This window comes from Streptomyces xanthochromogenes (genome assembly GCF_014650455.1).
In the GTDB taxonomy this organism is placed as follows: Bacteria; Actinomycetota; Actinomycetes; order Streptomycetales; family Streptomycetaceae; genus Streptomyces; species Streptomyces xanthochromogenes.
The window spans coordinates 370,490-397,438 of record NZ_BMUZ01000006.1; the positions used below are offsets into that span (position 1 = coordinate 370,490).

Here is a 26,949-nt window from a genome sequence, read left to right on the forward strand (position 1 = left end):
TCCCCGCGCCCCTGGAACCCGTTGTCGGTCGGCGTCGCACCGTGCGTGGTTGCTCGCGCAGTTCCCCGCGCCCCTAGAACCCGTTGCCGGTCGGCGTCGCACCGTGCGTGGTTGCTCGCGCAGTTCCCCGCGCCCCTGAACCCGCCTTCGTCCGCGGACCGCGGGGCCGTTCGCGCAGTTCCCCGCGCCCCCAACCCCCTTTTCGGCTGCGGACCGTGCCCGCTTCTCGCGCAGTTCCTCGCGCCCCTGGCAGTACCGGTTCTGGGGCACCTTCAGCCTGTCATGGGGGTCCCCCCTGGCCCTTAAGGCCTTGGGGGAGATTGAGGACGAGCGCCGTTCAGGCGCGAACGGGGGTGCAGGGGGCGGAGCCCCTTGCGGGGGTTCGAGGGGCGCAGCCCCTCAGCGGGTCTGGGGCGCAGCCCCAGGGCTCAGCCGATGCAACCCGCTATATGGGCGGGCGGGAGGGCAGACCCCCCGGGGCCCGGGGCGCAGCCCCCGGGGTCAGTGGGCGTTGTCCGTGGGGCGGAGGTCGCCCGGGATCTTCGCCCAGGCGAGGCCCGCGGCGGCCAACGGCAACACCGCGGCCAGCAGGAACGTCGGCGTCATGCCCGCCGTGAAGGCCGCCGAGGCCCGCTCCAGGAGCAGCGCCCCGGCCGGCCCGCCGAGCGAGGACGCCACATGGGCCGCCTCGCCGACCGAGTCGCGTACGGACGCGGTCGCGGCCCCGTCCAGACCGAGCTCGGGCAGCTTGGCCCGGTACAGGGCCGCCGCGATGCTGCCGAGGATGGCGACGCCCATGGCGGCGCCCAGCTCGTAGCAGGTCTCCTCGACGGCGGCCGCACCGCTGACGTGCTCCTTGGGGGCCGAGGCCATCAGGGTCACCGAGGCCGCCGTGGTCGCGATGCCGACACCACAGCCGAGCACGCCGAGCGCCACGGCGACGCCCGGGTAGGCCAGCGGCCCGGACTGCTGGAACAGCCAGGGCAGGGCGAGGCCCGCCGTCATCAGGAGCAGCCCGCCTCCGATCACGTGCCGGATCGGCAGCCGGTGCATCAGGACCGGGGTCACCAGCGAGGTGACGACCAGGCCGAGCGGCGCCGGAAGCAGCCGCACACCGGCCTCCAGGGGGCTGTAGCCCTGGCCGTACTGGAACCACTGGGTGACGAGGAACAGCGCGGAGCCGAGCGCGATCATCCCGAGGAAGATCGACGCGGCGGCGATGCTGAAGGAGCGGTTGGTGAAGAGCCGCACATGGAAGAGCGGGTGGGCGAGCCGCAGCTGACGGCGGACGAACACGGTGAGCGCGACGGCGGCCACCACGAGCAGCACCCAGGCGACGGGGTCGGCCGGGCCGCCCTTGCCGAGCTGCTTGATGCCGCCGGCCAGGGCAAGCATGCCGACGACGGACTGGCCCACGCCCCACCAGTCCCAGCGGCCTTCGCGGGGCTGACGCGACTCGGGCAGGATCCAGGCACCCAACGCGATGATCACCAGGGCGACCGGGATGTTGATCAGGAACGCGGACTGCCAGCCGTTCTGCTCCACGAGCAGACCGCCGACCACCGGGCCGAGCGCCATGCCGCCGCCGAAGACCGCCGCCCACACCGCGTAGGCGAGGGCGCGCTCACGGGCGTCGGTGAAGACGTCGCGCAGGATCGACAGGGTGGACGGCATGATGGCCGCACCGCCGACGCCGAGCAGCGCACGGGCGCCGATGACCTGCCAGGCCGCGGTCGCGAACACCGCCATCAGGGAGGCGAGCGCGAAGATCGCGAAGCCGGTGAGCAGGAGTCGCTTGCGCCCCCAGCGGTCGCCGAGCGCGCCGGCCGTCACCAGGAGGCCGGAGAGCGCGAGCGCGTACACGTCGATGATCCACAGCTGCTGTACGGAGCTGGGCTGAAGGTCGCTGACCAGGGAGGGGAAGGCGACGTTGAGGATCGTGGTGTCCATCGCGATGAGCAGCAGGCTGCCGGACAGGATCGCGAGAACGAGCCAGCGCCGGGGGTCGAGGGCCGGCGTGCCGAGGGGCGACGTCATGGAACACTCCAGTATCGAATGAGACATTAGTGTCTCATGATCTGAAGGAACTCGCACACCTGGTCGCACGCGCACCGCCGGCTGCTTCAGGGAACGACAGAACGGCCCCCCTCGCGAGTGCGAGGGGGGCCGTTCCGAGGCGGGGCGCTCTAACGCAGGAAGTCGTTCGCGATGTTCTGGGCGACCTGCTCCAGGAGGGGGCCCGCGTTCGCCATGCAGCGAGCCGGGTCGGATTCGAGGTCCGTCAGTGCGTAGGCGCGGCGGATGCCGGCCTCGCCGAGCTGGCCCGGGTGGAGCAGCAGGCGGCCGCACACCGCGACGACCTCGATGCCCGCCGCCCGCGCCGCCGCCGCGACACCCGCCGGGGCCTTGCCGTGCAGGGTCTGCTCGTCGAGCGAACCCTCGCCGGTGATGACCAGGGTGGCCCCCGCGAGCGCGGGAGCGAAGCCGAGGACGTCGAGCATGACCTCGATGCCGGGCCGGAAGGTGGCGTCGAGCGCCACGAGCGCGCCGTAGCCGATGCCGCCCGCGGCTCCCGCGCCCGGGGCGAGCGCGGCCTCGGCCGCCTTCTCGCCGAGCACGCCTTCCAGGACCTTGGCGTAGTGGGCCAGAGCCGCGTCCAGGGTGGCCACGTCCTCGGGCGAGGCGCCCTTCTGCGGGCCGTAGATCGCCGGGGCGCCCTTCGGGCCGGTCAGCGGATTGTCGACATCGCTGGCGAGGACGAGCTCCACGTCCTCGAAGCGGGCGTCGAGCCCCGAGAAGTCGGCCGTCGCGAGGTCGGCGAGCGCGCCGCCGCCGGGGCCGACGGGCTCGCCCGAGGCGTCCAGGAAACGGGCGCCGAGCGCGGCCAGCATGCCAGCTCCGCCGTCGGTCGTGGCGCTGCCGCCGACACCGAACACGATGGTCCGCGCGCCCGCGTCGAGGGCGGCGAGCAGCAGCTCGCCGGAGCCGTGCGTGGTGGCGGTGAGCGCCGCGAAGACCCCCTCGGGCAGGTGCTGGAGCCCGGAGGCCTCCGCCATCTCGACCACGGCCACACCGTCGCGTACCGCGTACGCGGCGGTCACCGGGGTGCCTAGCGGGCCGGTCACCCGCACCTCGCGGCGCTCGAATCCGGCCGCCACCGCGGCCGCCACCGTGCCGTCGCCGCCGTCGGCGACCGGCAGGGTCTCCACCCGCAGATCCGGGACGACCCGCCGCAGCCCGGCCGTCACCCGCTCCGCGACCTGTACGGCCGTGAGCGAGCCCTTGAACTTGTCCGCCGCCACGAGTACGCGGGCGGTCTCCAAAACTGCGCCGTCCGTCACCTTGCTATCCCTTGCTTTCGAACAGGCAGTCGCGCCGCTTCAGACCCTATCCGCCCGGCGCGCGCCTGCCCATAGCCACCGGGGTCCACGGACGGCGCGCCACCCCACAAAATGCATACATCCCACACCATAGTGGGGCGACATGAGCATGGATTCGATCGATCATTCCGCCTCGGGTCCCCCGCCGGGCGACCCGCCCCCGGCCCCCGAACCCTCCCCCGACACCACCGTGATCGTCATCGGTGTGCTCGCGGTGGTGGCCGCGGTCGCCTGGGCGGCGCTGGGCAAGAGCTCCTTCGACAGCGCCTCCTCGACCGCGCTCGCCTGGGTCCTGAACAACTTCGCCTGGCTCTTCGTGGTCGCCGCCGACACCTTCCTGGTGCTGTGCGTGGTCCTGGCGATCAGCCGGTACGGGCGGATCCGGCTGGGCGCGGACGACTCGGAGCCGGAGTTCACCAACCTGGCCTGGATCGCGATGATGTTCAGCGCGGGCATGGGCATCGGCCTGATGTTCTACGGGGTCGGCGAACCGCTCACCCACTTCCTCAGCCCGCCCCCGGCCAGCGGCGCCCTGCCCGGCACGGGCGATGCCGCGCGCACCGCCCTGGAGTACTCCTTCTTCCACTGGACGCTCACCCCCTGGGCGATCTACGGCATCGCGGGCCTCGCACTGGCCTACGCCGGGTTCCGCAAGGGGCGCGGCAACCGCCTCTCCTCGGCGTTCGTGCCGCTGATCGGCGCACGGCGGGCCGACGGCCTGCCCGGCAAGTGCATCGACCTGCTCGCCGTGTTCGCGACCGTCTTCGGCACCGCGACGAGCCTGGGCCTCGGGGCCCTCCAGGTCGCCGAGGGCCTCCACATCACCTCGAACGTCGCCAATTCGCAGACCACCCAGCTCGTCATCATCGCCTCGCTCTCGGCGGCCTTCGTACTGTCCGCGTTCTCGGGCCTGCACAAGGGCGTGAAGTGGCTGTCCACCATCAACATCGTGCTGGCCGCGGTCCTGATGGTCTTCGTGTTCGTGCTCGGCCCCACCGTGTACGTCCTCGACACCATTCCGGCCTCCATCGGCGGCTACTTGCACGATCTGCTCCCGATGGCCAGCCGCACCGGCGCCTTCAGCGACCGTGACTGGCTGGGCGCCTGGACGATCTTCTACTGGGCCTGGTGGCTCTCGTGGGCGCCGTTCGTCGGCACCTTCATCGCCCGCATCTCGCAGGGCCGCACGATCCGCGAGTTCCTCGTCGGGGTACTGCTCGTGCCCAGCGGCGCGACGGTCATCTGGTTCTGCGTCATGGGCGGCACGGCGATCCGGATCGCCTCCACCGGCGCGGCCGATCTCGCCGGGGCGGTGAAGGACGGCGCCGAGGCCTCCCTCTTCGCGATGCTGGACGCGCTGCCGATCGGCTCGGTCACCTCGTACATCGCGATGGTCCTGGTGATGACGTACTTCATCACCAGCGCGGACTCGGCGTCCCTGGTGATGGGCTCGCTCACCAGTCGGGGCTCACTGCACCCGCCGACCTGGCTGGTGGTGATGTGGGGCGTGCTCATGGCGGCGGTCGCCGCGGTCCTGCTGGTTGCGGGCGGCCTCAAGTCGCTCCAGACCGCGACGATCCTGGTCGCGCTGCCCTTCGTCGTGGTGATGCTCGGCCTGTGCTGGTCGCTGGTGAAGGAGCTGCGCGAGGACCCGGGCGCGGGGCCGTCCCGGCACGGCGCGCTGCACGGCATGCGCGACGCGGTACGGACGATGGTCGGCGACGCCATCAGCGAGCAGAGCGGCGCCCGGCACCACCGGTTGCGCCGGGCCGCCAAGTCCCGTACGGGTGACGACAGTTCGGGCCCCGCACAGCCCTGACAAGGCCGGGCCCCCGGCGTCGCACGTCAGCCGCTGACCTGGCCCCCTACGCTTCACCCCATGACGACCGACAACGATTACGCCGCCTACATCGCCGGCCTCCCCCGGGTGCTCGCCGGCGCGGCCATGCTGTTCCGGGACGCCGAGGGCCGGGTGCTGCTCGTCGAGCCCAACTACCGCGAGGGCTGGGTGCTGCCCGGCGGGACCGTGGAGTCCGACACCGCCGAGACCCCGCGCCGGGCGGCCCGCCGGGAGACCCTGGAGGAGATCGGCCTCGATGTCGAGCCGGGTCGCCTGCTCGCCGTGGACTGGGTGCACGGCGCGGCCCGCCCGCCCATCGTCGCCTACCTCTACGACGGCGGTGTGCTCGACGAGAAGGCCCTGGACTCGATCCGCCTCCAGGAGGAGGAACTCCTCTCCTGGCGCCTGGTCCCCCGCGAGGACCTCCCCGGCCATCTGCTGGGCGCCCTGAGCCACCGCGTCATGACCTCGCTCGACGTCCTGGCGGAAGGCCACGGCACAGCGGAGCTGGAGAACGGGCACCGGGTGGGGTGAGCCGGGGGTGCGGCTGCGGAAATACGTTCGCCGCCCACGCCGGGTCCGCCTACGCTCCCGGCATGGGCAAGCCACTCGTCGCGATTCTTTCCGGTGCCGGGATCTCCACCGATTCGGGCATCCCCGACTATCGCGGGCCGAACGGGCTGTGGCGGCGCGACCCCGAGGCCGAAAAGCTGGTGACGTACTCCTCCTACATGGCCGACCCGGAGATCCGGCGCCGGTCCTGGCTGATGCGGCGCGACAGCCCCGCGATCACGGCCGAGCCGAACGCCGCGCACCACGCGATCGTCGCGCTCGAACGGTCCGGGGTGCCGGTTCGGGTGATCACCCAGAACGTCGACGGGCTGCAGCAGCGGGCCGGTCTCCCCGAGCGCAAGGTCCTCGAACTCCACGGCACCGCAAGGGCGGTGACCTGCACCCGATGCCACGTACGGTCCTCGATGGAGGAGGCACTGGCCCGGGTCGCGGCGGGCGAGGCGGACCCGGCGTGCACGGTGTGCGGGGGCGTCCTCAAGGCGGCGACGGTCATGTTCGGCCAACGGCTCGACCCGGAAGTGCTGGCCCGGGCGATGGCCATCGCCAAGGCGTGCCAGATCCTCATCGCGGTCGGCACCACCCTCCAGGTCCAGCCCGCCGCCTCCCTGGCGGGCATCGCCTCGGACAGCGGCGCCCGCCTGATCGTCGTGAACGCCGACCCGACCCCCTACGACCCGCTGGCCGACGAGATCGTACGGGAGCCGATCGGGACGGCTCTGCCCCAACTGCTGAGCAAAATCGGATGAGTTGAGCTGCCCCGCCGGAAGGCCGCCCCGGCTGTCGGCGTCCCGTCGCCCCGGGCCGTCGGCACCGCACTCGGGCGTACGGCGCAGCCTGCACCAACTCCCCCCACGTTCGTGGCCGGAACGAGTCAGGGAGTTGGATACCCTCTCGGTTGACTTCGGGGCATCGGCGGGCTGAACTGCCGTGACAGGGGATGGATTTTCATGAGTGCACCTTCCAACGACCTTTTCCAGCCGCTCGGTCCGGACGACCCGGCCGTCGTGGGCGGCTACCGGCTGACCGCCCTGCTGGGAGCGGGCGGCATGGGGAAGGTGTACCTCTCCTACACGCCGGGCGGGCGGCCGATCGCGCTCAAGGTGATCCGGCCCGAGTTCAGCGAGGACCCCGAGTTCCGGCGGCGCTTCCAGCAGGAGGTGCGGGCGGCGCAGCGGGTGCAGGGGCTCTACACCGCGCCCGTCATCGACTTCGACACCGAGGGCGCGCGGCCCTGGCTGGCCACGGCCTATGTGCCGGGGCCCTCGCTCGCGCACGCCGTGGGCCGGCACGGGGCGCTGCCGCTGCGCAGCGTGCTGCTGCTCGCGGTGGGGGTGGCCGAGGCGCTGCACGTCATCCACGGCGCGGGCATCGTCCACCGCGACCTGAAGCCCGCGAACGTCCTGCTCGCCGGCGACGGCCCCCGCGTGATCGACTTCGGCATCGCCCGCGCGGCGGACGCCACGTCACTGACCGGGCACGGTGTCAGCGTCGGCACCCCGGCGTTCATGGCGCCCGAGCAGGCCTCCGCCGGTACGGTCACCGCCGGTACCGACATCTTCGCGCTCGGCCAGATCGTGGCGTTCGCGGCGATCGGCGCGCCCGCCTTCGGCGAGGGTGCCTCGCACGCCGTGCTGTACCGCATCGTGCACGAGGACCCCGACCTCGGCGCGCTGCCGGACGAGCTGCGGCCCCTGGTGACGCGCTGCCTGAGCCGTGACCCCGCCGACCGGCCCAGTCTGACCGAGGTCATCCAGCTGTGCCACGACCTCTCCCCCGTGCCGCTCCGCCAGGGCGAGGACTGGCTGCCGCAGGCGGTCGCCGGTTCCATCACCGAGCGCCTCCACCTGCCCGAGCCGGCGAAGACCCCGCCGCCGCCCGCCGTGCCGCCGACGCCGACCGAGTTCTCCCCGCAGCCTCCGGCGCAGGCCGCGCCCCCGTACCCGCCGGCCGGTCATGCCGTGGCCGCGGCCCCGACGCAGGCCGGTTACCCGGCCCAGCCCACTCAGCCCGCGCACCCGACGCCGCCGCCCGGCCACCCGGCCCAGCCCGGCCACCCCACGCAGGCCGCCCCCAACTACCCCAACTACCGGACGCCGCAGCCGGGTTACGGGCCTGGGTACCCGGCGCCTGGCCACCCCGTGCCCGGCTATCCGGCCCCCGCGCCGCGCCGCAGGCGGACGGGCCCGATCATCGCGGGGAGCGTCGCGGCGGGGGTCATCGGCATCGCCGTCATCGTGTCCCTGCTGCCGGACGGCAGCGACAACGACAACAAGGCGAGCAGCGGCGGGAGTTCGAGGAGCGCGAGCGCCAAGAGCCCGGCGGGCGGCTCCGGGGCGAGCGGCAGCGGCCAGAAGCGCGCCGATCCCGCCCCCGCCTCGTACCAGGGCATCAATCTGACGGCCAACTACCAGCTCATGCTGGCCGACAGCCCACCGCGGCCCGGCTCCGGCGGCGATGCCGGCGTGACGTACAACCATGGCGATCTGTATTTCTACAAGGACACCATGTTCGGCGACACCAAGCTCGGTACCGACAACGGCAAGCTGGTCGTCCTGAACAACTCGCAGAAGGGGTCGCTCGCGACCTGCCGCGCCGAGACCCGCTACACCGACAAGATCGGGCTGGATCAGCTCACGGACGGCTCGGAGGTCTGTGTGCTCAGCGACGCGGGCCACATCGCGGTGGCGACGTACCGCGGCAAGTCGGGCGCGAACGACCCGAGCACCTACATCACGCTCGACCTCAGGATCTGGCGCAACGCCGAGGAGCCGAAGTCGAGCAACTGACATTGGGCGAAAGGGCGTTGAGCCGCGGCGGACGCTAGAACAGGGCGTCCGCCGACTCGCCCCGCTCGAACGCCAGCAGCCGCTGCTTGCGGTCGAGGCCACCGCCGTAGCCGGTCAGGCTGCCGTTGGCTCCGATGACGCGGTGGCAGGGCACGATGATGCCGACCGGGTTCTTCCCGTTGGCCAGGCCCACCGCACGCGAGGCGCTCGGGCTGCCGAGCGCCTCGGCGAGCTCGCCGTAGGAGCGGGTCTCGCCGTACGGGATCTGCTGGAGCTGGTGCCAGACGCGCTGCTGGAACGGGGTGCCCAGCAGGTTCAAGTCCAGGTCGAACTCGGTCAGTTCGCCCGAGAAGTACGCCTCAAGCGGACGGACGACCTCCGGGAAGGGCCCGCCCTCGGCGCGCTCGCCGAAGGTCTCCTGCGGCGGCCGGTGGCGCTGGCCCTCCATGTAGAGGCGACTCAGGACCCCGTCGGCGGCGACGAGGGTGAGCGGGCCGTAGGGGCTCTCGATGACGGTGTGCGTGACGCGCACGGCTGAACTCCCTTGAACGGGACGGGGGTTGTCGGATCGGGGACTCATGCGGGCAGGTGGTTGATGGCGTGGTCGTCGGTCGCCCAGAGGTACTGGACGGCGTAGGCCCGCCAGGGACGCCAGGCGGCGGCGCGGGTGGTGAGCGCGGCGGGGGTGGCCGGCAGTCCGAGGTTCTGGGCGGCCCGGCGCATGCCGAGGTCGGTGGGCAGGAAGGCGTCCGGGTCGCCGAGCGCCCGCATCGCGATCGCCTCGACCGTCCAGGGCCCGAAGCCGGGCAGCTCGATGAGCTGGGCCCTGGCCCGGTCCCAGTCGCTGTCGAGGCCGAGCCGAAGCGTGCCGTCGGCGAGAGCGGCGACGAGCGTGGTCAGGGTGACGCGGCGGCTGCGCGGCAGCGCGAGCGTCTCGGGGTCGATGGCGGCGAGCTGCTCCGGCGTCGGGAAGAGGTGGGTGAGGCCGCCGGCCGGGTCATCGACGGACTCGCCGTGCGCGAGCACGAGCCGGGCCGCGTGGGTGCGGGCGGCGGCCGTCGAGACCTGCTGCCCGAGCACCGCCCGCACGGCGAACTCCGCCGCATCGACCGTGCGCGGCACCCGTCGCCCGGGGGCCTTGTCGACCAGCGGCGCGAGCAGCGGGTCGGCGCGCAGCCGGTCGTCCACGGCTACGGGGTCGGCGTCCAGGTCGAGCATCCAGCGACAGCGGCTGATGGCGATGGTCAGGTCCCGCAGATCGGTGAGGTGCAGGACGCAGCCGATGTGCTCGGGCTGCGGGGTGAGTTCGGCGATGCCGTGCCCGTACGGCAGGGAAAGGGTGCGGCGGAACGCGCCGTCGCGCCACTCCTCCACCCCGGGGACTCCGGTCGCGGCGAGGTGGCCGAACAGATTGTGCGGGGTCAGCGGGGCGCGGAACGGCAGCCGCAGGGTGATCGCGCCGGGTGTCTGGCGGGCGATGCCGCGGGCGGCACGGGTGCGCAGCTCGGTCGGGGCGAGCGCGAACACCTCGCGGACCGTGTCGTTGAAGGTACGGATCGAGGAGAACCCGGCGGCGAAGGCCACCTCGGCCATGGGCAGCGGGGTCGTCTCGATGAGCAGCCGCGCGGTCTGCGCCCGCTGCGCCCTGGCCAGGGCGAGGGGGCCCGCGCCGAGCTCGGCGAGCAGCTGGCGTTCGATCTGGCGGGCGCTGTAGCCGAGGCGGGCCGCGAGCCCGGGGACGCCTTCGCGGTCGACGACTCCGTCCCTGATGAGGCGCATGGCCCGGGCGACGGAGTCGGCGCGGGCGTTCCACTCCGGTGAGCCGGGCGTGGTGTCGGGGCGGCACCGCTTGCAGGCCCGGAACCCGGCCTGCTGGCAGGCGGCCGCGCTCGGGTAGAAGGTCATGTTCTCGACCTTCGGCGGCACGACGGGACAGCTGGGCCGGCAGTAGATGCGGGTGGTCAGGACCGCCGTGAAGAACCAGCCGTCGAAGCGGGCGTCCTTGGACTGGACGGCGCGTACGCAGCGCTCGGTGTCGGTGTGCATCGGGGCGGGAGCGACGGGAGCCATGCGTCAAGCATCCGGCACGGGGTCGCTCGGCGCTGGCGAGAATCCGACATCGACCTCGCCCGACCGGCACCGCGAAACCTCCCAGGCCGCCGACCCCGCCCAGCACCGGCCCCACCAGGGCGCGGGTCGCTGCGCGGGCCGGAGAGGTGGCCAGGGGTCAGCCCCGGTCCGCCCTGCGCAGGGCGCGCCACGCGGCCTTCGCCGCGTTGTGGCCGGACATGCCGTGCACGCCCGGGCCCGGCCACGCGGCCGAGGAGCACAGGAACACCGACGGGTGCCGGGTCGCGTACGGGAACAGGGACACCTTGGGGCGGAGCAGCAGCTGGAGGCCGCGGGCCGCGCCGCACGCGATGTCGCCGCCCACGTAATTGGCGTTGCGCGCGACGAGTTCGGGCGGGCCCGCGGTCGCCCGGGCCAGGACCCGGTCGCGGAAGCCGGGCGCGAACCGCTCGATCTGCCGCTCGATCGCGTCCGTGAAGTCGCCCTCCCAGCCGTTGGGCACGTGGCCGTAGGCCCAGAACACGTGCTTGCCCTCGGGCGCGCGGGACGGGTCGACCAGGCTGGGCTGGGCGGTGATCAGGAAGGGTGTGTCGGGGGCCGTGCGGCCGGAGGCCTGGGCCAGAGCGGTGGCGATCTCGTGGCTGGAGGGGCCGATCTGGACCGTCCCGGCCCGCTGCGGCTCCTTCGCCGTCCACGGGACCGGCCCGTCCAGGGCATAGTCGATCTTGAAGACCGCGGCGCCGTACTTGTACCCGTCGTAGGCCCGGCCCAGGCCCGCGATCCGGGCCAGCGCGGTCGGCGAGGTGTCGAAGAGGTAGGTGCGGGCCGGCGGCAGATCGTCGAGGCGCTTGACCTCGAACCCGGTGTGCACCTCCCCGCCCAGGTCCCGCAGATAGGCGGTGAGCGCGTCGGAGATGGACTGGGAGCCGCCGCGCGGCAGCGGCCAGCCGTTCTCGTGCGCGGCCAGCGCGAAGAGCATGCCGACACCGCCGGTGGCCACCCCGCCCAGCGGGGCGATGACATGGGCGACGAGCCCGGCCATCAGGGCGCGCGCCCGGTCGTCGCGGAAGCGGCGCATCAGCCAGGTGTACGGGGGCAGGCCCACGGCGCCGAAGCGGGCGAGGCCGAGCGGATCGCGCGGCAGCGCGGTCAGGGGGAGCGACATGAAGTCCCGTGCCAGGACGTCCCACTTGCCGAGGAAGGGGGCGATCAGACGCCGGTACGTCCCGGCGTCGCGCGGCCCGAAGGACGCGGCGGTCTCGGAGACCGAGCGGGAGAGGACCGCGGCCGTGCCGTCGTCGAAGGGGTGGGCCATCGGCAGCTCGGGATGGAGCCATTCAAGCCCGTACCGGCCGAGCGGCATGTCGCGGAAGGCGGGCGAGCCGATGCCCAGGGGGTGGACGGCGGAGCACGGGTCGTGGCGGAAGCCGGGGAGCGTCAGCTCCTCGGTCCTCGCACCGCCGCCCACGGTGTCCTTGGCCTCGAAGACCTCAACACGCAGTCCTCTCCTGGCCAGTTCGACGGCGGCGGTCAGCCCGTTGGGGCCCGCCCCCACGACGACTGCATCGAGCATCGACGGCACCTCGGACTCCTCACGCCACGGCCAGGGCCCCCAGGATATTCCGGTGCACCGACAATGCGACGCCCGGTAGCGTCCGGCCGGTGAACTCGCCCGCGGACTCCGCCCTCAGCGCCCGTATCGCCGCCGTCGCCGAGCGGCTCGCCGAGGTCCCAGGGGTCGTGGCCGTCGCCCTGGGCGGCAGCCGGGCCCGCGGCACGCACCGGGTGGACTCGGACTGGGATCTCGGCCTCTACTACCGCGGCGACCTGGATGTCCCCGCCCTGGCCCGCCTCGCCCGGGAACTCACGGGAACTCCGGTCGAGGTCGCGGGGCCGGGCGGCTGGGGGCCGTGGGTGAACGGCGGCGCCTGGCTGGTGGTCGACGGCGTCGCGGTGGACTGGATCCTGCGCGACCTGGACCGGGTCGAACGGGTCTGGGCGCAGTGCCGGGACGGCCGCTACGAGGTCGCCACGCAGCCCGGCCACCCGCTCGGGTTCTGGTCGCCGGTCTACCCCGGCGAGGTGGCCCTGGGGCGCGTACTGGCCGATCCCCGGGGCGAGTTGACGGAGCTTCAGCGAGCGGTGCGGCACTATCCCGAGCCGTTGCGGGCGGCCCTGGTGGCTGCGGCGTGGGAGGCGGAGTTCTCGGTGGCGGGTGCCCGCAAGGCGGTGGGGTCGGGCGACGCGCTCTATGTCTCGCTCTGTCTGTCCCGGGCGTTCGGCATCCTCGCCCAGTCGTTGCACGCCCACCACCGGCGCTGGCTGCTCAACGAGAAGGGCGCGCTGGCCTCGGCCGCCGCGCTGCCCGCGGCCCCGCCGGACTTCGCGGCGCGTGTGCGGGCGGCCCTGGCCGATCTGGACGCCGAGGCCGTCGAGCACGCGGCCGTTCTGGTCGCCGAGGTACGCGCGGCGCTCGTGTGACGTGGCCGGGACGCCGTCGTGGGGCTGTCACTCCCCCGCGAGCAGACGGCGCAGCCGCTCGGTCGTCGCCGCGTCGCGGGCCGCGGTGAAGGGCAGCGCATTGCCACCGGCGATGCGGAACGGCTCGCCGGCGACGGTGGTGTGGGCGCCACCCGCCTCGGCGACCAGCAGCAGCCCCGCCGCGTGGTCCCAGGCGTACTCCCAGGAGAAGGCCAGGCCGTCCAGCTCGCCGCGGGCGATCGCGAGGTATTCGAGACCGGCCGAGCCGCACGGCCGCGGCCGGACGCCCTCGGTGTCGAGCGCGAGGAGGGCGCGCTTCTGGTCGGGCGTCGTGTAGTCGGGGTGGGAGGTGGCGACTTCGAGGACGGCAGCGTCCGCGGGCGAACCGGCTTGCAGCGGACGGCCGTTGAGGGTGGCGCCCCGGCCCCGCACCGCCACGGCCATCTCGTCGAGCGCCGGGGCGAACGTCCAGGAAGCCAGCAGTTCGCCCCGGTGGGCGAGGGCGACCAGGGTGCAGAATCCGGCTTCGCCGCGGACGAACTGGCGGGTGCCGTCCACCGGGTCGACGATCCACACCGGCGCGTCTCCGCGCAGTGCCTCGTACACCGCCGGGTCGGCGTGCACGGCCTCCTCGCCGACGACGACCGAGCCGGGAAGTATCGCGGTCAGGGCCGCCGTCAGGTGCTCTTCGGCGAGCCGGTCGGCGACGGTCACCAGGTCGTGCGGGCCGTTCTTCTCGACGATCTCGTGCGCGGCGAGCTGCCGGAACCTCGGCATGATCTCGGCCGCGGCCGCCTTGCGGACCGCCTCTTCCACTACTGCCAGGTCACCTGCGAGAAAGTCGTCGATCATGCGTCCAGCAAAGCACGCGGCACCGACAATCGGCGAGCCGCTTTCGAACCGGCCGCTCGGCGCTCGGCGCGGTCGGCCCCCGCGAACGGCCGGTCCCGGGCGGGCCGGTCCGGTACCGGTGCGTCCAGCGGCGCATCGGGCGCGGCCCGCCCGGCGCGGGAATGCGGCCCAGGGATTTACCGTTGGACCGCGCGGAACAAATGGAGGCACAACGGTGCACGGCGAATACAAGGTCCCCGGCGGCAAGCTGGTGGTCGTCGATCTGGACAGTCGCGACGGGGTCCTGCGGGACGTGACGGTCGCGGGCGACTTCTTCCTCGAACCCGACGAGGCGATCCTGGCGATCAATACGGCACTCGAAGGCGCCCCGGCCGATACGGGCGCGGCCCAGCTGGCGGCCCGCATCGACGCGGCGCTGCCACCGGGCACCACCATGTACGGGCTGACCTCGGAAGGCGTGGCGGTCGCCGTGCGCCGGGCGCTGGCGCACGCCACCGACTGGACCGACTACGACTGGCAGCTGATCCACGAGGCGCCGCAGTCCCCCGCCCTGCACATGGCGCTCGACGAGGTCATCACCGCCGAGGTCGCGGCCGGCCGGCGCCCGCCGACGCTGCGGGTGTGGGAGTGGGCCGCCCCCGCGGTCGTCATCGGCAGCTTCCAGTCGCTGCGCAACGAGGTCGACCCGGAGGGCGCCGAGCGGCACGGGATCACCGTCGTACGCCGGATCAGCGGCGGCGGCGCGATGTTCATCGAGCCGGGCAACACGATCACGTACTCCCTCTCCGTGCCCGACGCCCTCGTGCAGGGGCTGTCCTTCGCGGACAGTTACGCCTATCTCGACGACTGGGTGCTGAGCGCGCTCGGCGACATGGGCATCAAGGCCTGGTACCAGCCGCTCAACGACATCGCGACCGAGGCCGGCAAGATCGCGGGCGCCGCGCAGAAGCGGATGGTCGCGGACGACGGCGCGGTGCTGCACCACGTGACGATGGCGTACGACATCGACGCGGACAAGATGCTGGACGTCCTGCGCATCGGCAAGGAGAAGCTGTCCGACAAGGGCACCCGCAGCGCGAAGAAGCGCGTCGATCCGCTGCGCCGCCAGACCGGGCTGCCCCGGGAGGCCGTGATCGAGCGGATGATCGCGTCGTTCCGCTCCCGGTACGGGCTCGCCGAGGGCCGCGTCACGGACGAGGAGATGGCCCGGGCACGCGAACTCGCGGCGACGAAGTTCGCCACCGAGGAGTGGACGGCGCGGGTCCCTTAGCGCCGTAGGCGCCGTCCGCTCGCGCGCGAGCGGCCAGGCGGCCGCCCGCGCCGAGCCGGGCCCCGGGCCGGTGACCCGGGCCCTAGCCCGGTGACGCCTCGACTCGCCCGCGCCGGGCCGGCGTCGAGGCCGAGAGCGCGACGTACAGGAGCAGCGCCGAGCCGAGCCCGACCGCCCAGCCGTAGTCGGCAAGGGGTTTGAGGAAGGGGATGAGGCCGCCGGTGGGGAACGGGCCGGCCTTGGCCCCCTTGTCGTTCAATGTCGAGTACGAGCCGCCGATCGCGAGCACCCCGCCCACCAGGAACGCGGCCACCGCCCGCCAGTTCCAGCCGCCGGTGTACCAGTAGCGGCCCCCGGGCCGGTAGAGGTCGGCGACGTCCAGGACCGTGCGGCGCACCACCCAGTAGTCGGCGATGAGGATGCCGGCGACGGTGCCGAGCAGGCCGCCCACCACGCCGAGCCAGGTGAAGATGTACAGCTCGGGAGTGGAGGTCAGCTTCCACGGGAACATCAGCACCCCGACGACGCCCGAAATGAGCGCGCCCCGGCGGAAGTTGATGACTTTCGGCGCGAGGTTCGCCAGGTCGTACGCGGGCGAGACGATGTTCGCCGCCACGTTCACGGAAATCGTCGCGACGAGGACGGTGAGCAGCGCGAAGAGGAGTCCGAAGACGTTGTCGGTCTTGGCGACCAGGTCGACCGGGTTCCAGATCGGCACCCCGTACACCGCCTGGGAGCCGGAGGTGACCAGGACGGACAGGAGCGCGAACGCGGTCATGGTGGTGGGCAGCCCGAGCGTCTGACCCCGCACCTGGGCGCCCTGGCTCCGGCCGAAGCGGGTGAAGTCGGGGATGTTCAGGGACAGCGTGGCCCAGAAGCCGATCATGCCCATGAGGGAGGGGAAGAACACCGGCCAGAAGCCGGGGCCCCAGCCGTGTTTCGAGGGCTGGTCGAGGAGCGGGCCGAAGCCGCCGGCCTTGTGGGCGATCCAGATCAGCAGCACGAGCGCGCCGACGAGGACGAAGGGCGCCGCCCAGTTCTCGAAGCGGCGCAGGGTCTCCATCCCCCGGTGTATCAGGGCGAGTTCGAGGGCCCAGAACAGCAGGAAGCACAGCCAGAGCGTCCAGGGTTGGCCGCCGACCTCCGAGACGTCCGTCCAGCCGCCGAAGATCTTGCCGAGCAGTACGAAGACGCCCTGCCCGCCGATCCAGGTCTGGATGCCGAACCAGCAGCAGGCGACGGCGGCCCTGATCAGGGCGGGCAGATTGGCGCCGCGCAGCCCGAAGGAGGCGCGCGCGAGCACCGGGAAGGGGATGCCGTACTTGGGGCCCGCGTGTCCGGTCAGGAGCATCGGGACGAGCACGATCAGGTTGGCGAGCGCAATGGTGAAGACGGCCTGCTTCCAGTCCATGCCGAGTGCGACCAGACCGGAAGCAAGCGTCCAGGAGGGGATGTTGTGGGCCATGCCGACCCACAGGGCGGCGAAGTTGTACGTCGTCCAGGTCCGCCCCTCGGGCGGCACCGGGCGCAGGTCCGCGTTGGCGAACCTGCCGTCCTCGGCTGCGGCGGTGGCGGGTATCGAGGTGGTTTCGGTCATGGGCAGGCCATTCGTTCGGGAGGGCGAGGGGGGCGAACGGGCCGTGCGGGAGCGGGAGTCGGGGCCTATCGGGTGAGGGCGGGGATGATCTGCTGCCCGTAGGCGTCGATGACTTCTTCGCGGGCGTCGTGCATGGCGTACACCGCGAACTGGTCGACGCCCAGCGCCTTCAACTCCCTCAGTTTCGCGATGTGTTGTTCGGCGGTGCCGAGGAGGCAGAAGCGGTCGACGATCTCGTCGGGCACGAAGGCGGTGTCGGGGTTGCCGGTGCGGCCGTGGTGACTGTAGTCGTAGCCCTGGCGCTGCTTGATGTACTCGGTGAGCGCCTCGGGCACGAGGCCGGAGTGCTCGCCGTAGCGGGACACCAGGTCGGCGACGTGGTTGCCGACCATGCCGCCGAACCATCGGCATTGCTCGCGGGCGTGCGCGAGGTCGTCGCCGACGTAGGCGGGGGCGGCGACGCAGATGGTGATCGAGGCGGGGTCGCGGCCCGCGTCGGTGGCGGCCTTGCGGACGGCTTTCACCATCCACTCGGTGAGGAACGGGTCGGCGAGCTGGAGGATGAATCCGTCCGCCTTCTCGCCCGCGAGCGCGAGGGCCTTGGGACCGTAGGCGGCCATCCAGACGGGCAGCCTGCCGTCCTTCACCCAGGGCAGTCGCAGGCTCTGCCCGTCGACGTCGGCCTCCCGGCCCTCGGCGAGGTCGCGGATGACGCCGATCGCCTCGCCGAGGCGGGCCAGGGTGTTGGGCTTGCGGCCGGCCACGCGCATCGCGGAGTCGCCGCGCCCGATGCCGCAGACGGTGCGGTTGCCGTACATGTCGTTGAGGGTGGCGAAGGTGGAGGCGGTGACCTCCCAGGTGCGGGTTCCGGGGTTGGTCACCATCGGGCCGACCGTGAGCCGCCGGGTGTTCGCCAGGATCTGGCTGTAGATGACGAAGGGTTCCTGCCAGAGCACGGCCGAGTCGAAGGTCCAGCCGTAGCGGAAGCCGTTGCGCTCGGCCCGTTTCATGAGGCTGACGACCTGGGCGGCCGGCGGGTCGGTCTGCAGGACGAGTCCGAAGTCCATGGTGCGGTGCTCCTAGCCGAGGTACTGACAGGTGGCGCGCGGGACGTAACTGCCGTGTCCGGCCCGTCCCGTGAACTTCCGCTGGTCGATGACCAGTTCACCGCGCGAGAGGACCGTCTGCACCTGCCCGGTCAGGCGCTTCCCCTCGTACGCCGAATAGTCGACGTTCATGTGGTGCGTCTCGGCGGACACGGTCTGCTCGGCGTGCGGGTCGTAGATGACGACGTCCGCGTCGGCGCCGGGGGCGAGGGTGCCCTTCTTCGGGTAGAGGCCGAACATCCGGGCCGGGGTGGCGCAGGCGATCTCGATCCAGCGGCGGCGGGTGATGTGGCCGTCGACGACCGCCTGGTGCAGCAGGTCCATGCGGTTCTCGACGCCCGGCAGCCCGTTGGGGATCTTGGAGAAGTCGCCCCGGCCCAGTTCCTTCTGTCCCGTGAAGCAGAACGGGCAGTGGTCGGTGGACACCACCTGGAGGTCGTTGGTGCGCAGCCCCCGCCACAGCGCGGCCTGATGTTCCTTGGGCCGCAGGGGAGTTGAGCACACGTACTTGGCGCCCTCGAAGTCCGGCTCGGCAAGGTTGTCGGTGGACAGGAACAGATACTGCGGGCAGGTCTCGCCGAAGACCGGCAGCCCCTTGTCACGGGCGGTGGCGAGTTCGGCGAGCGCCTCCTCGGCCGAAACGTGGACGACGTAGAGCGGGGCGCCCGCGACCCGGGCGAGCTGGATCGCCCGGTGGGTGGCCTCGGCCTCCAGGAGCGCCTTGCGGACCTCGCCGTGGTAGCGGGGGTCGCGCTCGCCGCGGGCGAGCGCCTGCTCGACCAGGACGTCGATGGCGATGCCGTTCTCGGCGTGCATCATGATCAGGCCGCCGTTGGACTCCGCGCGTTGCATGGCGCGCAGGATCTGTCCGTCGTCGCTGTAGAAGACCCCGGGGTAGGCCATGAAGAGCTTGAAGGAGGTGATGCCCTCCTCGACGAGGCGGTCCATCTCCTTGAGGGAGCCCTCGTTGACGTCGGAGAGGATCATGTGGAAGCCGTAGTCGATGGCGCACTGGCCGTCGGCCTTGGCGTACCAGGCGTCCAGGCCGGCCCGCAGGGCCTGGCCCTGCGCCTGCACGGCGAAGTCCACGATCGTGGTCGTGCCGCCCCAGGCGGCGGCGCGGGTGCCCGTCTCGAAGGTGTCGGAGGCGAAGGTGCCGCCGAAGGGCAGTTCCATGTGGGTGTGGGCGTCGACGCCGCCCGGGATGACGTACCGGTCGGTGGCGTCGATGACCCGGTCCGCGGTCCAGCCCTGCGCCACGGTCGAGGCGTGTGCCGCCACGGCCGCGATGCGGCCGTCCTCGATCAGTACGTCGGCGTGCGTCTCGTCGGCGGCGGTGATGACCAGGCCGCCCTGGATGAGGGTGCGGGTACTCATGGGTGGAGCTCCCTTTCGTACACGTCCGAGTACGCGTCCAGGTACGTGGACACGTACTCGTGCTCGTGCTTGATCCGTTCCAACTACACGGTGCGCAGGGCGCGTTCGAGGATGGCCGCGCCTTCTTCGGCCTCCGCGACGGTGAGGGTGAGGGGCGGCGCGATGCGCAGCACGCTGGTGTCGTGGCCGCCGCCCTTGCCGATGAGGAGGCCGCCTTCGCGGGCGGCTTCCAGGACCGCGGCGGCGGCCTCGGGGTTGGCCCGGTCCGTGCCGGGCTGCACCAGCTCGATGCCGGCCATCAGCCCTCGGCCGCGCACCTCGCGGACCACGGGGAGCTGGGCGCAGATGGCGCGCAGCCGCTCGATGAGCAGTCCGCCGACACGCCGCGCGTTGCCCTGGAGGTCGTGTTCGAGGACGTAGGAGAGGTTGGCGAGGCCCGCGGCCATGGTGACCGGGGAGCCGCCGAAGGTCGAAATGGAGTTGCTGTCGAGGCAGTTCATGACCTCGGCGCGGGCGACGACGCCGCCGATGGACATGCCGTTGCCGATGCCCTTGGCGAAGGTGAGCAGGTCGGGCGGACCGCTCCGGGCGTGCGCCTGCCAGCCCCAGAAGTGGTCGCCGGTGCGGCCCCAGCCGGTCTGCACCTCGTCGGCGATCCACAGGATGCCGTGCCGGTCGAGGACCTCGCGGAACGCGGCGTACAGGCCGTCGGGCGGCGAAGTGAAGCCGCCGACGCCCTGGATGGGTTCGGCGATCAGGGCGGCCACGTTGCGGGTGTGGCCGAGGAGGTCTTCGAGGTCGGCGACACAGGCCTCGATGAACTGGCCGTCCCCGAGGTGTGCGTACGGTCCCCGGGAGCGGACGCCGCCATGCACGTACAGCGTCTGGAGTGGCGAGAGGCTGGTGGGTGACCAGGCGTGGTTGCCGGTGATGCCCACCGCGCTGAAGGAGCGGCCGTGGTAGCTGTTGCGCATCGCGAGGATCTGGTTGGAGCCCCGGTGGGCGGTGGCGAGCAGCAGCGCGGTGTCGTTCGCCTCGGTACCGGAGGTGGTGAAGAAGACCCGGGCGTCGGGGATGCCCGACAACTGGGCGATGCGTTCGGCGAGTTCGACCATCTGCCGGTTGAGGTAGAGGGTCGAGGAGTGGATGATCCGGCCGGCCTGCTCGGCGACGGCCTTGGTGACCTCGGGCAGCGCGTGGGCCGTCATCGTGGTGAGGATGCCGCCGAAGAAGTCGAGGTACTTGTTGCCGTCGGCGTCCCAGACGTGGCGGCCCTCGCCGTGGGTGATCTCGATGGGCTGCCGGTAGTAGAGCGCCAGCCAGTCGGGCAGGACGGCCCGGTGGCGGTCGTGGAGGGGGCGGGTCACGGCTTCACCAGGCCTTCGTAGGCGTCGGGGCGGCGGTCGCGGTAGAAGGCCCACTGTTGGCGGACCTCCTCGATGAGCCCGAAGTCGAGGTCCCTGACGAGGAGTTCCTCCTCCTTGTCACTGGCGACCTCGCCGACGAACTGGCCGCGCGGGTCGACGAAGTAGCTGGTGCCGTAGAAGTCGTTGTCGCCGTACTCCTCGATGCCGACGCGGTTGATCGCGGCGACGAAGTACTCGTTGGCGACGGCGGAGGCGGGCTGCTCCAGCTGCCACAGGTACCCGGAGAGTCCGCGCGAGGTGGCGGAGGGGTTGTAGACCAACTGGGCTCCGTTGAGGCCGAGTTGACGCCAGCCCTCCGGGAAGTGGCGGTCGTAGCAGATGTACACGCCGACCTTGCCGACGGCCGTGTCGAAGACCGGCCAGCCGAGGTTGCCCGGTTTGAAGTAGTACTTCTCCCAGAAGCCCTTGACCTGGGGGATGTGGTGCTTGCGGTACTTGCCGAGATAGCTGCCGTCGGCGTCGATGACGGCGGCGGTGTTGTAGTAGAAGCCCTCGCCCTCGATCTCGAAGACCGGGACGACGACGACCATCCCGGTCTCCCGGGCGAGCTCCTTCATCCGGGTGACGGTCGGCCCGTCCGGTACGGGCTCGGCCCACCGGTAGTGCTCGGCCTCCTGCACCTGGCAGAAGTAGGGGGCGTTGAACACCTCCTGGAAGCCGATGATCTTCGCACCCTGCCGGGCGGCCTCGCGGGCGTGTTCCTCATGCTTGGCGATCATGGATTCGGTGTCGCCGGTCCAGGTCGCCTGAACCAGTGCGGCGCGCACGACATTGGCCATGAGCTGCTCCTTCGACGGGTCGTCAGCCAGCCAAATCCACACGCGTAGATCCGCGTGTGGATGAGACCGTAAGGCGCGTTACGCACCGTGGCAAGACCATCGCAGCTTCGGCGAGGCTAATTGCGGCGCCACAGGTCAACCCGGGGTGGACGTGCCCCCGACAGCTGACGCGGCGTCACCTCGCGCGCGGCTCGGGCCCGGAAGGCGCCCCCAGTTGCCACGCCGGGCATGACGCAGCAGTACCGGGTCCTCGCCGACCACGACGGGGTGGCCGACCTCGGCGAGCAGCGGCAGGTCCGCCGCCTCGTCCGCGTACGCATAGCAGCGCCTGGCCCGGATGCCGTGCTCGCGCAGCAGGGCGCGGGCCGCGTACCCCTTGCCCTGGCCGACCATGGGGGCCCCGGGGCGGGAGCAGAGCACGGCGTCGGGGGCGAGCTGGCGGACGATCGGCGCAAGGTCGGCGACGCCGGCGAGGGCGACGAGCACCACGAGGTGCCCGAGCGCCGCATGGGCGTGCAGCGCGGCGAGGACCGGCGGGTGCCAGAGCCGGCCGAGCGGCCCGGAGAGGCCGGCCAGGCCCGGCACGGCGAGCAGGGTGCCCTCCACGTCGAAGAAGGCGGCGGCGCTGGGCCGGCGCGGGCGGTCGTCTGGCCGGGTGCGGCGGGTCGTGTCCATTGTCCGGGACCATGCCCAGCCCGCCCGGCGCCTCAATCCCCAATCTTCAACGTTCTGTTGAATCCGGCCGGAATCACACGGGTGTGCCCGGATTCTGCGCGTGGGTCAGCGTCTCCCAGGCGACGAAGAGGTCGTCGGTGCCGGCCGGGCGCTGCTGCTCCGCCAGCCTCCGCGTCCGGGGCAGCGACATGTGCAGCCGGTTCTGGAGGTGGTTGAGCAGCACCTCCACGTCCGGGCCCATGGACCGCTCGACCTTGCCGGCGCACAGCCAGCTCGGCGGCGGCTCGCCCAGCTGGTAGCGGGCGTGGAACTCCGCCGCCGCCTTCAGGCGCTCGGCCGTCGGACCGTACAGGTCGACGCCCTGCTGCCAGGCCGTCTCCGCGATGTGGGCGGAGGCGGCGAGCGAGTACCCGATGTGCATGAAGTTGCGGCAGGTCTCCTGGCCGAGCCCGTCCGCGTAGGTGCGCTGGCCGAACCAGTACGTCGCCAGCTTGTCCGGGGTGTCCATCGAACCGCCGGGCGGCGGCTTGGGCAGCTTGCCGTCGGACGTGAGGTAGAAGTAGGCGGGCACCCGCGCGCGGTAGCGGTCCAGGGCGTCCTTGAAGATCTGGTGGTCCTCGACGAACACGGCGATGCCGATGGCCGCGTCCGTCATCGCCAGTTCCCAATTCCCGTTGTAGTCCGGGACCTTGGCGGTCACCGCCGGCAGATACGCCTTGCGCAGCATCCACTTGAAGCGCTGCACGGCCGGGGCCTGCCACCGCGGGTAGCCCGCGTGCACGATGTCGGCGGCCCGGGCCCAGGTGGAGCCGGCCCAGGCGGTCTGGAGGTCGGCGTTGCCCTCGGTGTGCTGCTTCATCACCTGCGCCCAGCCGTCCATGATCTCGACGGCCTTCCTGGCGTGCGCCTCGTCTCCGTTGACCGACCACAGGAGCGCCTGGGTGTAGGCGGCGATGGCGTCCTCGCGCTCGGCGAGACAGGCGGGCGGCCCCGCGTTCGGCGGGCAGGGCACGACCGCCGCGGGGTGCGGCACGTAGCGCAGCGAGCCGTAGCGGCTGGCCCGCATCTTCTCGTACGCCGAGCTCCACGGCTCCTGCCCGGCCCGCACCTTCTGCCGCACGGTGTCGAGCTGGCCCCGCCCGACGACGACGCCGGGATGGTGGAACACCAGCGTCGCGGGGTCCGCCTGCCCGGCGGCGGAGGCGGCCGAGGCGTGCGGGTCGGGGGCGCAGGCCGCGAGCAGCGCGAGCGCGCCGAGGGCCAGGGCGGCGGCCGCCCGCAGCGGACGGCGGAGCCGGCGGGGGGACTGAGACGGATTGACCACGCTCCCACGGTCGCCCGGGGCACGCGCCGCTGCAGGATCTGTTGCGCCGAACAGGCTGGTCGCTCCCCCGCGGGCGGGCGGGGTCTCAGCCGACGGGGTCCGCCGGGCCGCGGACGGACACATGACCGAGCTCCACCGGGTCCTGTCCGGGCGACCGGTCGTCGAGCAGGGCGTGGAGCCGGGGCGGCCGGATCTGCTCGTCGGTGCGCCGCGGCTCCTCCGGGTCCAGGTGCACGGCGGCGGGCCCGGTCCCCGGTCGGCCCGGCCGGTCTCCTCGCGGCGGGCGCGGGCGCGTCGTCGCCGGGCTCATGCGGCGACCGCCGGGGGCAGCGCGCAGGTGGTCACGATCTCGTCCATCGACAGGCCGAGGACCGAGGCGAGGGCAGCCACGGTGAAGAAGGCCGGGGTGGGCGCGCGGCCCGTCTCGATCTTGCGGAGGGTCTCGGCGGAGAGGCCCGCCGCCGCCGCGATCTCCGTCATGCTGCGGTCCCCGCGCGCCGAACGCAGCAGCCGGCCGAGCCGCTCGCCTCGTTCACGCTCCGCGGGGGTGAGTGGGGTGCGGACCATGCGGCCGAGTCTAGCGCCGGGGCCGGGGGCGACGGCCAGGAGTGGCGTTCCCCCGGACGCCGAGCACGGTGAGCGGGCCCGGGACCGCGCACGCCGAGCGCGCGGACCCCGCGTCCTCGCCCTGCCGTAGCGGGGCGGTGGCGTCGGCGTCAGTCGGCGGCCACGAACCGCTTGGCCAGTTCCTGGCCCAGGGCCACGGCCTCTTCGTGGCTCTCGATCGGCTCGGCCCGGGAGTTCTGGAACAGGATGTAGGTGACGCCGGATTCGGCACCGCCCGTCTTCGGGCTGGGGTCCATCCCGAGCGCCTTGGCGGTGGCGTACGACGCCTCGCCGATGACGGCGCTGGGGCCCGTGTCGCCGACGACCGCGTACTCGACCCGGCTGCCGTAGACGACGGCGACCACACCTCCGCCCTTGATGCCGGACGCGCTGTAGTTCCAGAGCGGGCCCGCGTTCGGGACCACCACGTACGACACCTTCTCGGCGCTGAGGGGCTTGTCGTTCGACTGGTGGAAGCGGGTGTCGGGCTGGAACCACGGGTCCGTCGCCCTGTTGCAGGCGGTCGTGGCCTGGCCGTCGCAGTCGACGTCCAGGTCGGCCTGCCAGTACACCGCGCCGTTCCTGCCGCAGACGGGGACGGTGGCCTCGGCCTTGGGGTCCGTGCGGTACTTGCCGTGGGAGATCTGGGCGCAGGTCTGCACCTTGGCGAGCAGGTCGGCCGCGCCGACCGGCCCCGCGGCCGACCGGCCGGACGCGTCCGCGGAGCGGCCGGCCGGCGCGGTGGCGGGCTGTGCGGTCGCCGGGAGGGCGACGGCGCAGAGCAGGGCGGCGCCGGATGCCGCGGCGAGGGCGAGCGTTCTGGAGCGCACGAAAGAACCCTTCTGTCAGGAAAGCGTCCTTACCCGTTGTGCGACCGATCCGATCTTCGGCCCGCAGCACCGCGGCCCCGCCCACGACAAGAGGCCCGTGGCTCCCGGCCGTTCAGGTCGGGGCCACGGGCCTCAGGGGCGGCTTCAGCCGCGGCTACCGCTTTCCACTCGGATGGACCACGAGCGCCGAGCCGCCGCCGCGCCGCACCGTCTCGGCCGCCGCGAGCCAGCGCCCGTCGGGCAGTCGCTGCACTCCGGTCGCCGCCCCGATCTCCGGGTTCAGCGAGAACGAGTGGCCGAGCGCTTCCAATCGGGCCCTCAACGGGCTGTTGTAGAGCGCCGGTTCGAGCTCCGTCTGCGCCGCGTTGCGCTGGCTCGCGCGCGGCGCCGCGATCGCGGCGACCAGCGGCATGCCCCGGTCCAGGTGGTTGACCAGGGTCTGCAGCACGGTGGTGATGATGGTCGCGCCGCCCGGCGAGCCGAGCGCGAGGACCGGCTTGCCGTGCCCGTCGAGCACGATCGTCGGCGAGATGGACGAGCGCGGACGCTTGCCCGGACCGGGCAGGTTCGGGTCGTGGACGGCCGGGTTGGCCGGAGCGAAGGAGAAGTCGGTCAGTTCGTTGTTGAGCAGGAATCCCCGGCCGGGCACGGTGATCGCGCTGCCGCCGGTCTGCTCGATGGTGAGGGTGTACGCGACGACGTTGCCCCACTTGTCGGCGACGGTCAGATGCGTGGTGTTGTCGCCCTCGTACGTGGTCGGGGACGCGGCGCCCGATGTCCTGCACGCCTGCGGATCGCTGGGGTCACCGGGCGCGAGCGGGCTGGTCAGGGCCGTGTCGTCCTTGATCAGGCAGGCCCGCGAGTCGGCGAACCGCTGCGAGAGCAGCCCTTGGGTGGGGACCTTCTCGAAGGCCGGGTCACCGACCCAACGGCCCCGGTCGGCGAACGCGATCCGGCTGGCCTCGATGTAGTGGTGCAGGTACTGGACGTCCGAGGCCTTCGACAGGTCGGTCCGCTCCAGGATGTTGAGCGCCTCGCCGACGGTGGTGCCGCCGGAGCTGGAGGGAGGCATGCCGTAGACGTCGAGGCCGCGGTAGCCGACCTTGGTGGGCGCCCGGAACGTCGCCCGGTAGGCGCGCAGGTCCTGCCGGGTCAGATCGCCGCTGCGCACCTTGCGGGTCGACTTGGGGTCGACGGGGGGCTTGCGCACGGTACGGACGATGTCCGCGCCGAGGTCGCCGCGGTAGACGGCGTCGACGCCCTTGCGCCCCAACTCCTCGTACGTGCGCGCCAGATCGGGGTTCTTGAAGGTGGAGCCGACCTCCGGCAGCCGACCACCCGGCAGGAACAGCTTGGCCGTGTCGGGGAAGTCGGCGAACCGGGCCTGGTTGTCCTTGGTCTGCGAGCGGAAGGTGTCGTCGACGGTGAACCCGCCCCGCGCGAGCCGTTCGGCCGGCTTGAGGAGCGTGCCGAGCGACTTGCTTCCCCAGGCGTCCAGGGCCCGGTCCCAGGTGGCGGCGGTGCCCGGGGTGCCGATGCTGAGCCCGCTGGTCACGGCGTCCGCGAAGGGGAGCGGCTTGCCGTTCTCCAGGAACAGCGAGGAGGTGGCGGAGGCGGGCGCGGTCTCGCGGCCGTCGAGGGTGTGCACCGAGCGGGAGGCCGCGTCGTAGTAGACGAAGTAGCCGCCTCCGCCGATGCCGGAGGAGTACGGCTCGGTGACGCCGAGGGCCGCGGCGGTGGCGACGGCCGCGTCGACCGCGTTGCCGCCGTTCTTGAGCACCTCCAGGCCGGCGGCGGACGCGTCGGCGTCCACGCTCGACACCGCTCCCCCGTAGCCGACCGCCTCCGGCACCTTGGCGGGGGTGCGGCCGGGGGGCGCGGCCGTCGTGGGCGGGGCGGCCGCGACCGAGGCCGCCACCGCGGCCGCCGCGGCGAGGAGGGACAGGGTGCGGACTGCAGGACGACGCATGCATACC

At 72.5% G+C, this 26,949-nt stretch carries 23 protein-coding genes; 6 read left to right on the forward strand and 17 right to left on the reverse strand.

Features of this window, described 5'->3' with window-relative positions:
* Positions 1-501: 501 nt before the first annotated feature.
* Both IE267_RS18455 and IE267_RS18460 read right to left on the reverse strand, forming a co-directional pair.
* Positions 502-2,037, reverse strand: a complete 1,536-nt coding sequence (locus IE267_RS18455; RefSeq protein ID WP_189763959.1) for an MFS transporter — start codon at positions 2,035-2,037, stop codon at positions 502-504.
* Between the two features lie 149 nt (positions 2,038-2,186).
* Positions 2,187-3,341 (reverse strand): glycerate kinase, encoded by a 1,155-nt coding sequence (locus tag IE267_RS18460; protein WP_189763960.1) that lies wholly within the window; start codon positions 3,339-3,341, stop codon positions 2,187-2,189.
* 142 nt (positions 3,342-3,483) lie between these two features.
* Here IE267_RS18460 and IE267_RS18465 point away from each other — a divergent pair, with 142 nt between their 5' ends.
* The 4 genes from IE267_RS18465 to IE267_RS18480 all read left to right on the forward strand — a co-directional run bounded on the left by IE267_RS18465 (position 3,484) and on the right by IE267_RS18480 (position 8,579).
* Positions 3,484-5,199, forward strand: a complete 1,716-nt coding sequence (locus tag IE267_RS18465; RefSeq protein ID WP_161256315.1) for a BCCT family transporter — start codon at positions 3,484-3,486, stop codon at positions 5,197-5,199.
* A gap of 60 nt (positions 5,200-5,259) precedes the next feature.
* The gene (locus IE267_RS18470) at positions 5,260-5,754 is read left to right on the forward strand and encodes an NUDIX domain-containing protein (protein WP_189763961.1); all 495 of its coding nucleotides are present in this window, start codon (positions 5,260-5,262) and stop codon (positions 5,752-5,754) included.
* A gap of 62 nt (positions 5,755-5,816) precedes the next feature.
* Complete coding sequence (locus IE267_RS18475; protein WP_189763962.1) at positions 5,817-6,539, forward strand: SIR2 family NAD-dependent protein deacylase; 723 nt, start codon at positions 5,817-5,819, stop codon at positions 6,537-6,539.
* A gap of 201 nt (positions 6,540-6,740) precedes the next feature.
* Positions 6,741-8,579 (forward strand): serine/threonine protein kinase, encoded by a 1,839-nt coding sequence (locus IE267_RS18480; RefSeq protein ID WP_189763963.1) that lies wholly within the window; start codon positions 6,741-6,743, stop codon positions 8,577-8,579.
* Between the two features lie 34 nt (positions 8,580-8,613).
* On the opposite strand, the gene IE267_RS18485 is transcribed toward IE267_RS18480, so the two are convergent.
* From IE267_RS18485 to IE267_RS18495, 3 genes are all read right to left on the reverse strand, one after another.
* Positions 8,614-9,159 carry a methylated-DNA--[protein]-cysteine S-methyltransferase gene (locus IE267_RS18485; protein ID WP_373304564.1) on the reverse strand — a complete coding sequence of 182 codons (546 nt, stop codon included), beginning with the start codon at positions 9,157-9,159 and terminating at the stop codon, positions 8,614-8,616.
* Positions 9,156-10,625, reverse strand: a complete 1,470-nt coding sequence (locus tag IE267_RS18490; protein WP_189764053.1) for an AlkA N-terminal domain-containing protein — start codon at positions 10,623-10,625, stop codon at positions 9,156-9,158. The genes IE267_RS18485 and IE267_RS18490 overlap by 4 nt, the downstream gene beginning before the upstream one ends.
* Positions 10,626-10,806: 181 nt before the next feature.
* Positions 10,807-12,222 carry a phytoene desaturase family protein gene (locus IE267_RS18495; RefSeq protein ID WP_373304565.1) on the reverse strand — a complete coding sequence of 472 codons (1,416 nt, stop codon included), beginning with the start codon at positions 12,220-12,222 and terminating at the stop codon, positions 10,807-10,809.
* Positions 12,223-12,311: 89 nt separating this feature from the next.
* On the opposite strand from IE267_RS18495, the gene IE267_RS18500 reads away from it, so the two are divergent.
* Complete coding sequence (locus IE267_RS18500; RefSeq protein ID WP_189763965.1) at positions 12,312-13,130, forward strand: nucleotidyltransferase domain-containing protein; 819 nt, start codon at positions 12,312-12,314, stop codon at positions 13,128-13,130.
* A 27-nt stretch (positions 13,131-13,157) separates the two neighbouring features.
* Here IE267_RS18500 and IE267_RS18505 read toward each other — a convergent pair whose 3' ends face one another.
* Positions 13,158-13,982 carry an inositol monophosphatase family protein gene (locus IE267_RS18505; protein WP_189763966.1) on the reverse strand — a complete coding sequence of 275 codons (825 nt, stop codon included), beginning with the start codon at positions 13,980-13,982 and terminating at the stop codon, positions 13,158-13,160.
* 214 nt (positions 13,983-14,196) lie between these two features.
* On the opposite strand from IE267_RS18505, the gene lplAB reads away from it, so the two are divergent.
* Positions 14,197-15,252: a lipoate-protein ligase LplAB gene (gene lplAB / locus IE267_RS18510; RefSeq protein ID WP_167152563.1), complete on the forward strand. Its 1,056-nt coding sequence runs from the start codon at positions 14,197-14,199 to the stop codon at positions 15,250-15,252.
* 82 nt (positions 15,253-15,334) lie between these two features.
* Here lplAB and IE267_RS18515 read toward each other — a convergent pair whose 3' ends face one another.
* The 11 genes from IE267_RS18515 to ggt form a co-directional block, all read right to left on the reverse strand.
* On the reverse strand, positions 15,335-16,849 hold the full coding sequence (locus IE267_RS18515; protein ID WP_189763967.1) for an NCS1 family nucleobase:cation symporter-1: 1,515 nt from the start codon (positions 16,847-16,849) through the stop codon (positions 15,335-15,337).
* Between the two features lie 65 nt (positions 16,850-16,914).
* On the reverse strand, positions 16,915-17,916 hold the full coding sequence (locus tag IE267_RS18520; protein ID WP_167152564.1) for a TIGR03842 family LLM class F420-dependent oxidoreductase: 1,002 nt from the start codon (positions 17,914-17,916) through the stop codon (positions 16,915-16,917).
* A 12-nt stretch (positions 17,917-17,928) separates the two neighbouring features.
* A complete protein-coding gene (hydA, locus tag IE267_RS18525) occupies positions 17,929-19,332 on the reverse strand; it encodes a dihydropyrimidinase (RefSeq protein WP_189763968.1) in 1,404 nt (467 codons plus the stop codon).
* 83 nt (positions 19,333-19,415) lie between these two features.
* A complete protein-coding gene (locus tag IE267_RS18530) occupies positions 19,416-20,699 on the reverse strand; it encodes an aspartate aminotransferase family protein (RefSeq protein WP_189763969.1) in 1,284 nt (427 codons plus the stop codon).
* A complete protein-coding gene (locus IE267_RS18535) occupies positions 20,696-21,538 on the reverse strand; it encodes a nitrilase-related carbon-nitrogen hydrolase (RefSeq protein WP_167152567.1) in 843 nt (280 codons plus the stop codon). The genes IE267_RS18530 and IE267_RS18535 overlap by 4 nt, the downstream gene beginning before the upstream one ends.
* A 135-nt stretch (positions 21,539-21,673) precedes the next feature.
* A complete protein-coding gene (locus IE267_RS18540; RefSeq protein WP_167152568.1) occupies positions 21,674-22,213 on the reverse strand; it encodes an HAD family hydrolase in 540 nt (179 codons plus the stop codon).
* A gap of 73 nt (positions 22,214-22,286) precedes the next feature.
* Positions 22,287-23,537: an alginate lyase family protein gene (locus tag IE267_RS18545; RefSeq protein ID WP_229861303.1), complete on the reverse strand. Its 1,251-nt coding sequence runs from the start codon at positions 23,535-23,537 to the stop codon at positions 22,287-22,289.
* An 85-nt stretch (positions 23,538-23,622) separates the two neighbouring features.
* The gene (locus tag IE267_RS18550) at positions 23,623-23,772 is read right to left on the reverse strand and encodes a hypothetical protein (protein WP_229861304.1); all 150 of its coding nucleotides are present in this window, start codon (positions 23,770-23,772) and stop codon (positions 23,623-23,625) included.
* A 71-nt stretch (positions 23,773-23,843) separates the two neighbouring features.
* A complete protein-coding gene (locus IE267_RS18555; RefSeq protein ID WP_161247401.1) occupies positions 23,844-24,104 on the reverse strand; it encodes a helix-turn-helix domain-containing protein in 261 nt (86 codons plus the stop codon).
* A 149-nt stretch (positions 24,105-24,253) separates the two neighbouring features.
* A complete protein-coding gene (locus IE267_RS18560; protein WP_189763972.1) occupies positions 24,254-24,973 on the reverse strand; it encodes a glycoside hydrolase family 75 protein in 720 nt (239 codons plus the stop codon).
* Positions 24,974-25,127: 154 nt separating this feature from the next.
* Positions 25,128-26,942 (reverse strand): gamma-glutamyltransferase, encoded by a 1,815-nt coding sequence (ggt, locus tag IE267_RS18565; RefSeq protein WP_189763973.1) that lies wholly within the window; start codon positions 26,940-26,942, stop codon positions 25,128-25,130.
* Positions 26,943-26,949 lie beyond the last annotated feature (7 nt).

Excerpts from the sequence above, each read along its gene's own strand:
- IE267_RS18455 (WP_189763959.1), bottom strand. The coding sequence starts at position 2,037 with ATGACGTCGCCCCTCGGCACGCCGGCCCTCGACCCCCGGCGCTGGCTC.
- IE267_RS18465 (WP_161256315.1), top strand. The coding sequence starts at position 3,484 with ATGAGCATGGATTCGATCGATCATTCCGCCTCGGGTCCCCCGCCGGGC.
- IE267_RS18470 (WP_189763961.1), top strand. The coding sequence starts at position 5,260 with ATGACGACCGACAACGATTACGCCGCCTACATCGCCGGCCTCCCCCGG.
- IE267_RS18475 (WP_189763962.1), top strand. The coding sequence starts at position 5,817 with ATGGGCAAGCCACTCGTCGCGATTCTTTCCGGTGCCGGGATCTCCACC.
- IE267_RS18480 (WP_189763963.1), top strand. The coding sequence starts at position 6,741 with ATGAGTGCACCTTCCAACGACCTTTTCCAGCCGCTCGGTCCGGACGAC.
- IE267_RS18485 (WP_373304564.1), bottom strand. The coding sequence starts at position 9,159 with ATGAGTCCCCGATCCGACAACCCCCGTCCCGTTCAAGGGAGTTCAGCC.
- IE267_RS18490 (WP_189764053.1), bottom strand. The coding sequence starts at position 10,625 with ATGCACACCGACACCGAGCGCTGCGTACGCGCCGTCCAGTCCAAGGAC.
- IE267_RS18495 (WP_373304565.1), bottom strand. The coding sequence starts at position 12,222 with ATGCTCGATGCAGTCGTCGTGGGGGCGGGCCCCAACGGGCTGACCGCC.
- IE267_RS18505 (WP_189763966.1), bottom strand. The coding sequence starts at position 13,982 with ATGATCGACGACTTTCTCGCAGGTGACCTGGCAGTAGTGGAAGAGGCG.
- IE267_RS18515 (WP_189763967.1), bottom strand. The coding sequence starts at position 16,849 with ATGACCGAAACCACCTCGATACCCGCCACCGCCGCAGCCGAGGACGGC.
- IE267_RS18520 (WP_167152564.1), bottom strand. The coding sequence starts at position 17,916 with ATGGACTTCGGACTCGTCCTGCAGACCGACCCGCCGGCCGCCCAGGTC.
- hydA (WP_189763968.1), bottom strand. The coding sequence starts at position 19,332 with ATGAGTACCCGCACCCTCATCCAGGGCGGCCTGGTCATCACCGCCGCC.
- IE267_RS18535 (WP_167152567.1), bottom strand. The coding sequence starts at position 21,538 with ATGGCCAATGTCGTGCGCGCCGCACTGGTTCAGGCGACCTGGACCGGC.
- IE267_RS18540 (WP_167152568.1), bottom strand. The coding sequence starts at position 22,213 with ATGGACACGACCCGCCGCACCCGGCCAGACGACCGCCCGCGCCGGCCC.
- IE267_RS18555 (WP_161247401.1), bottom strand. The coding sequence starts at position 24,104 with ATGGTCCGCACCCCACTCACCCCCGCGGAGCGTGAACGAGGCGAGCGG.
- ggt (WP_189763973.1), bottom strand. The coding sequence starts at position 26,942 with ATGCGTCGTCCTGCAGTCCGCACCCTGTCCCTCCTCGCCGCGGCGGCC.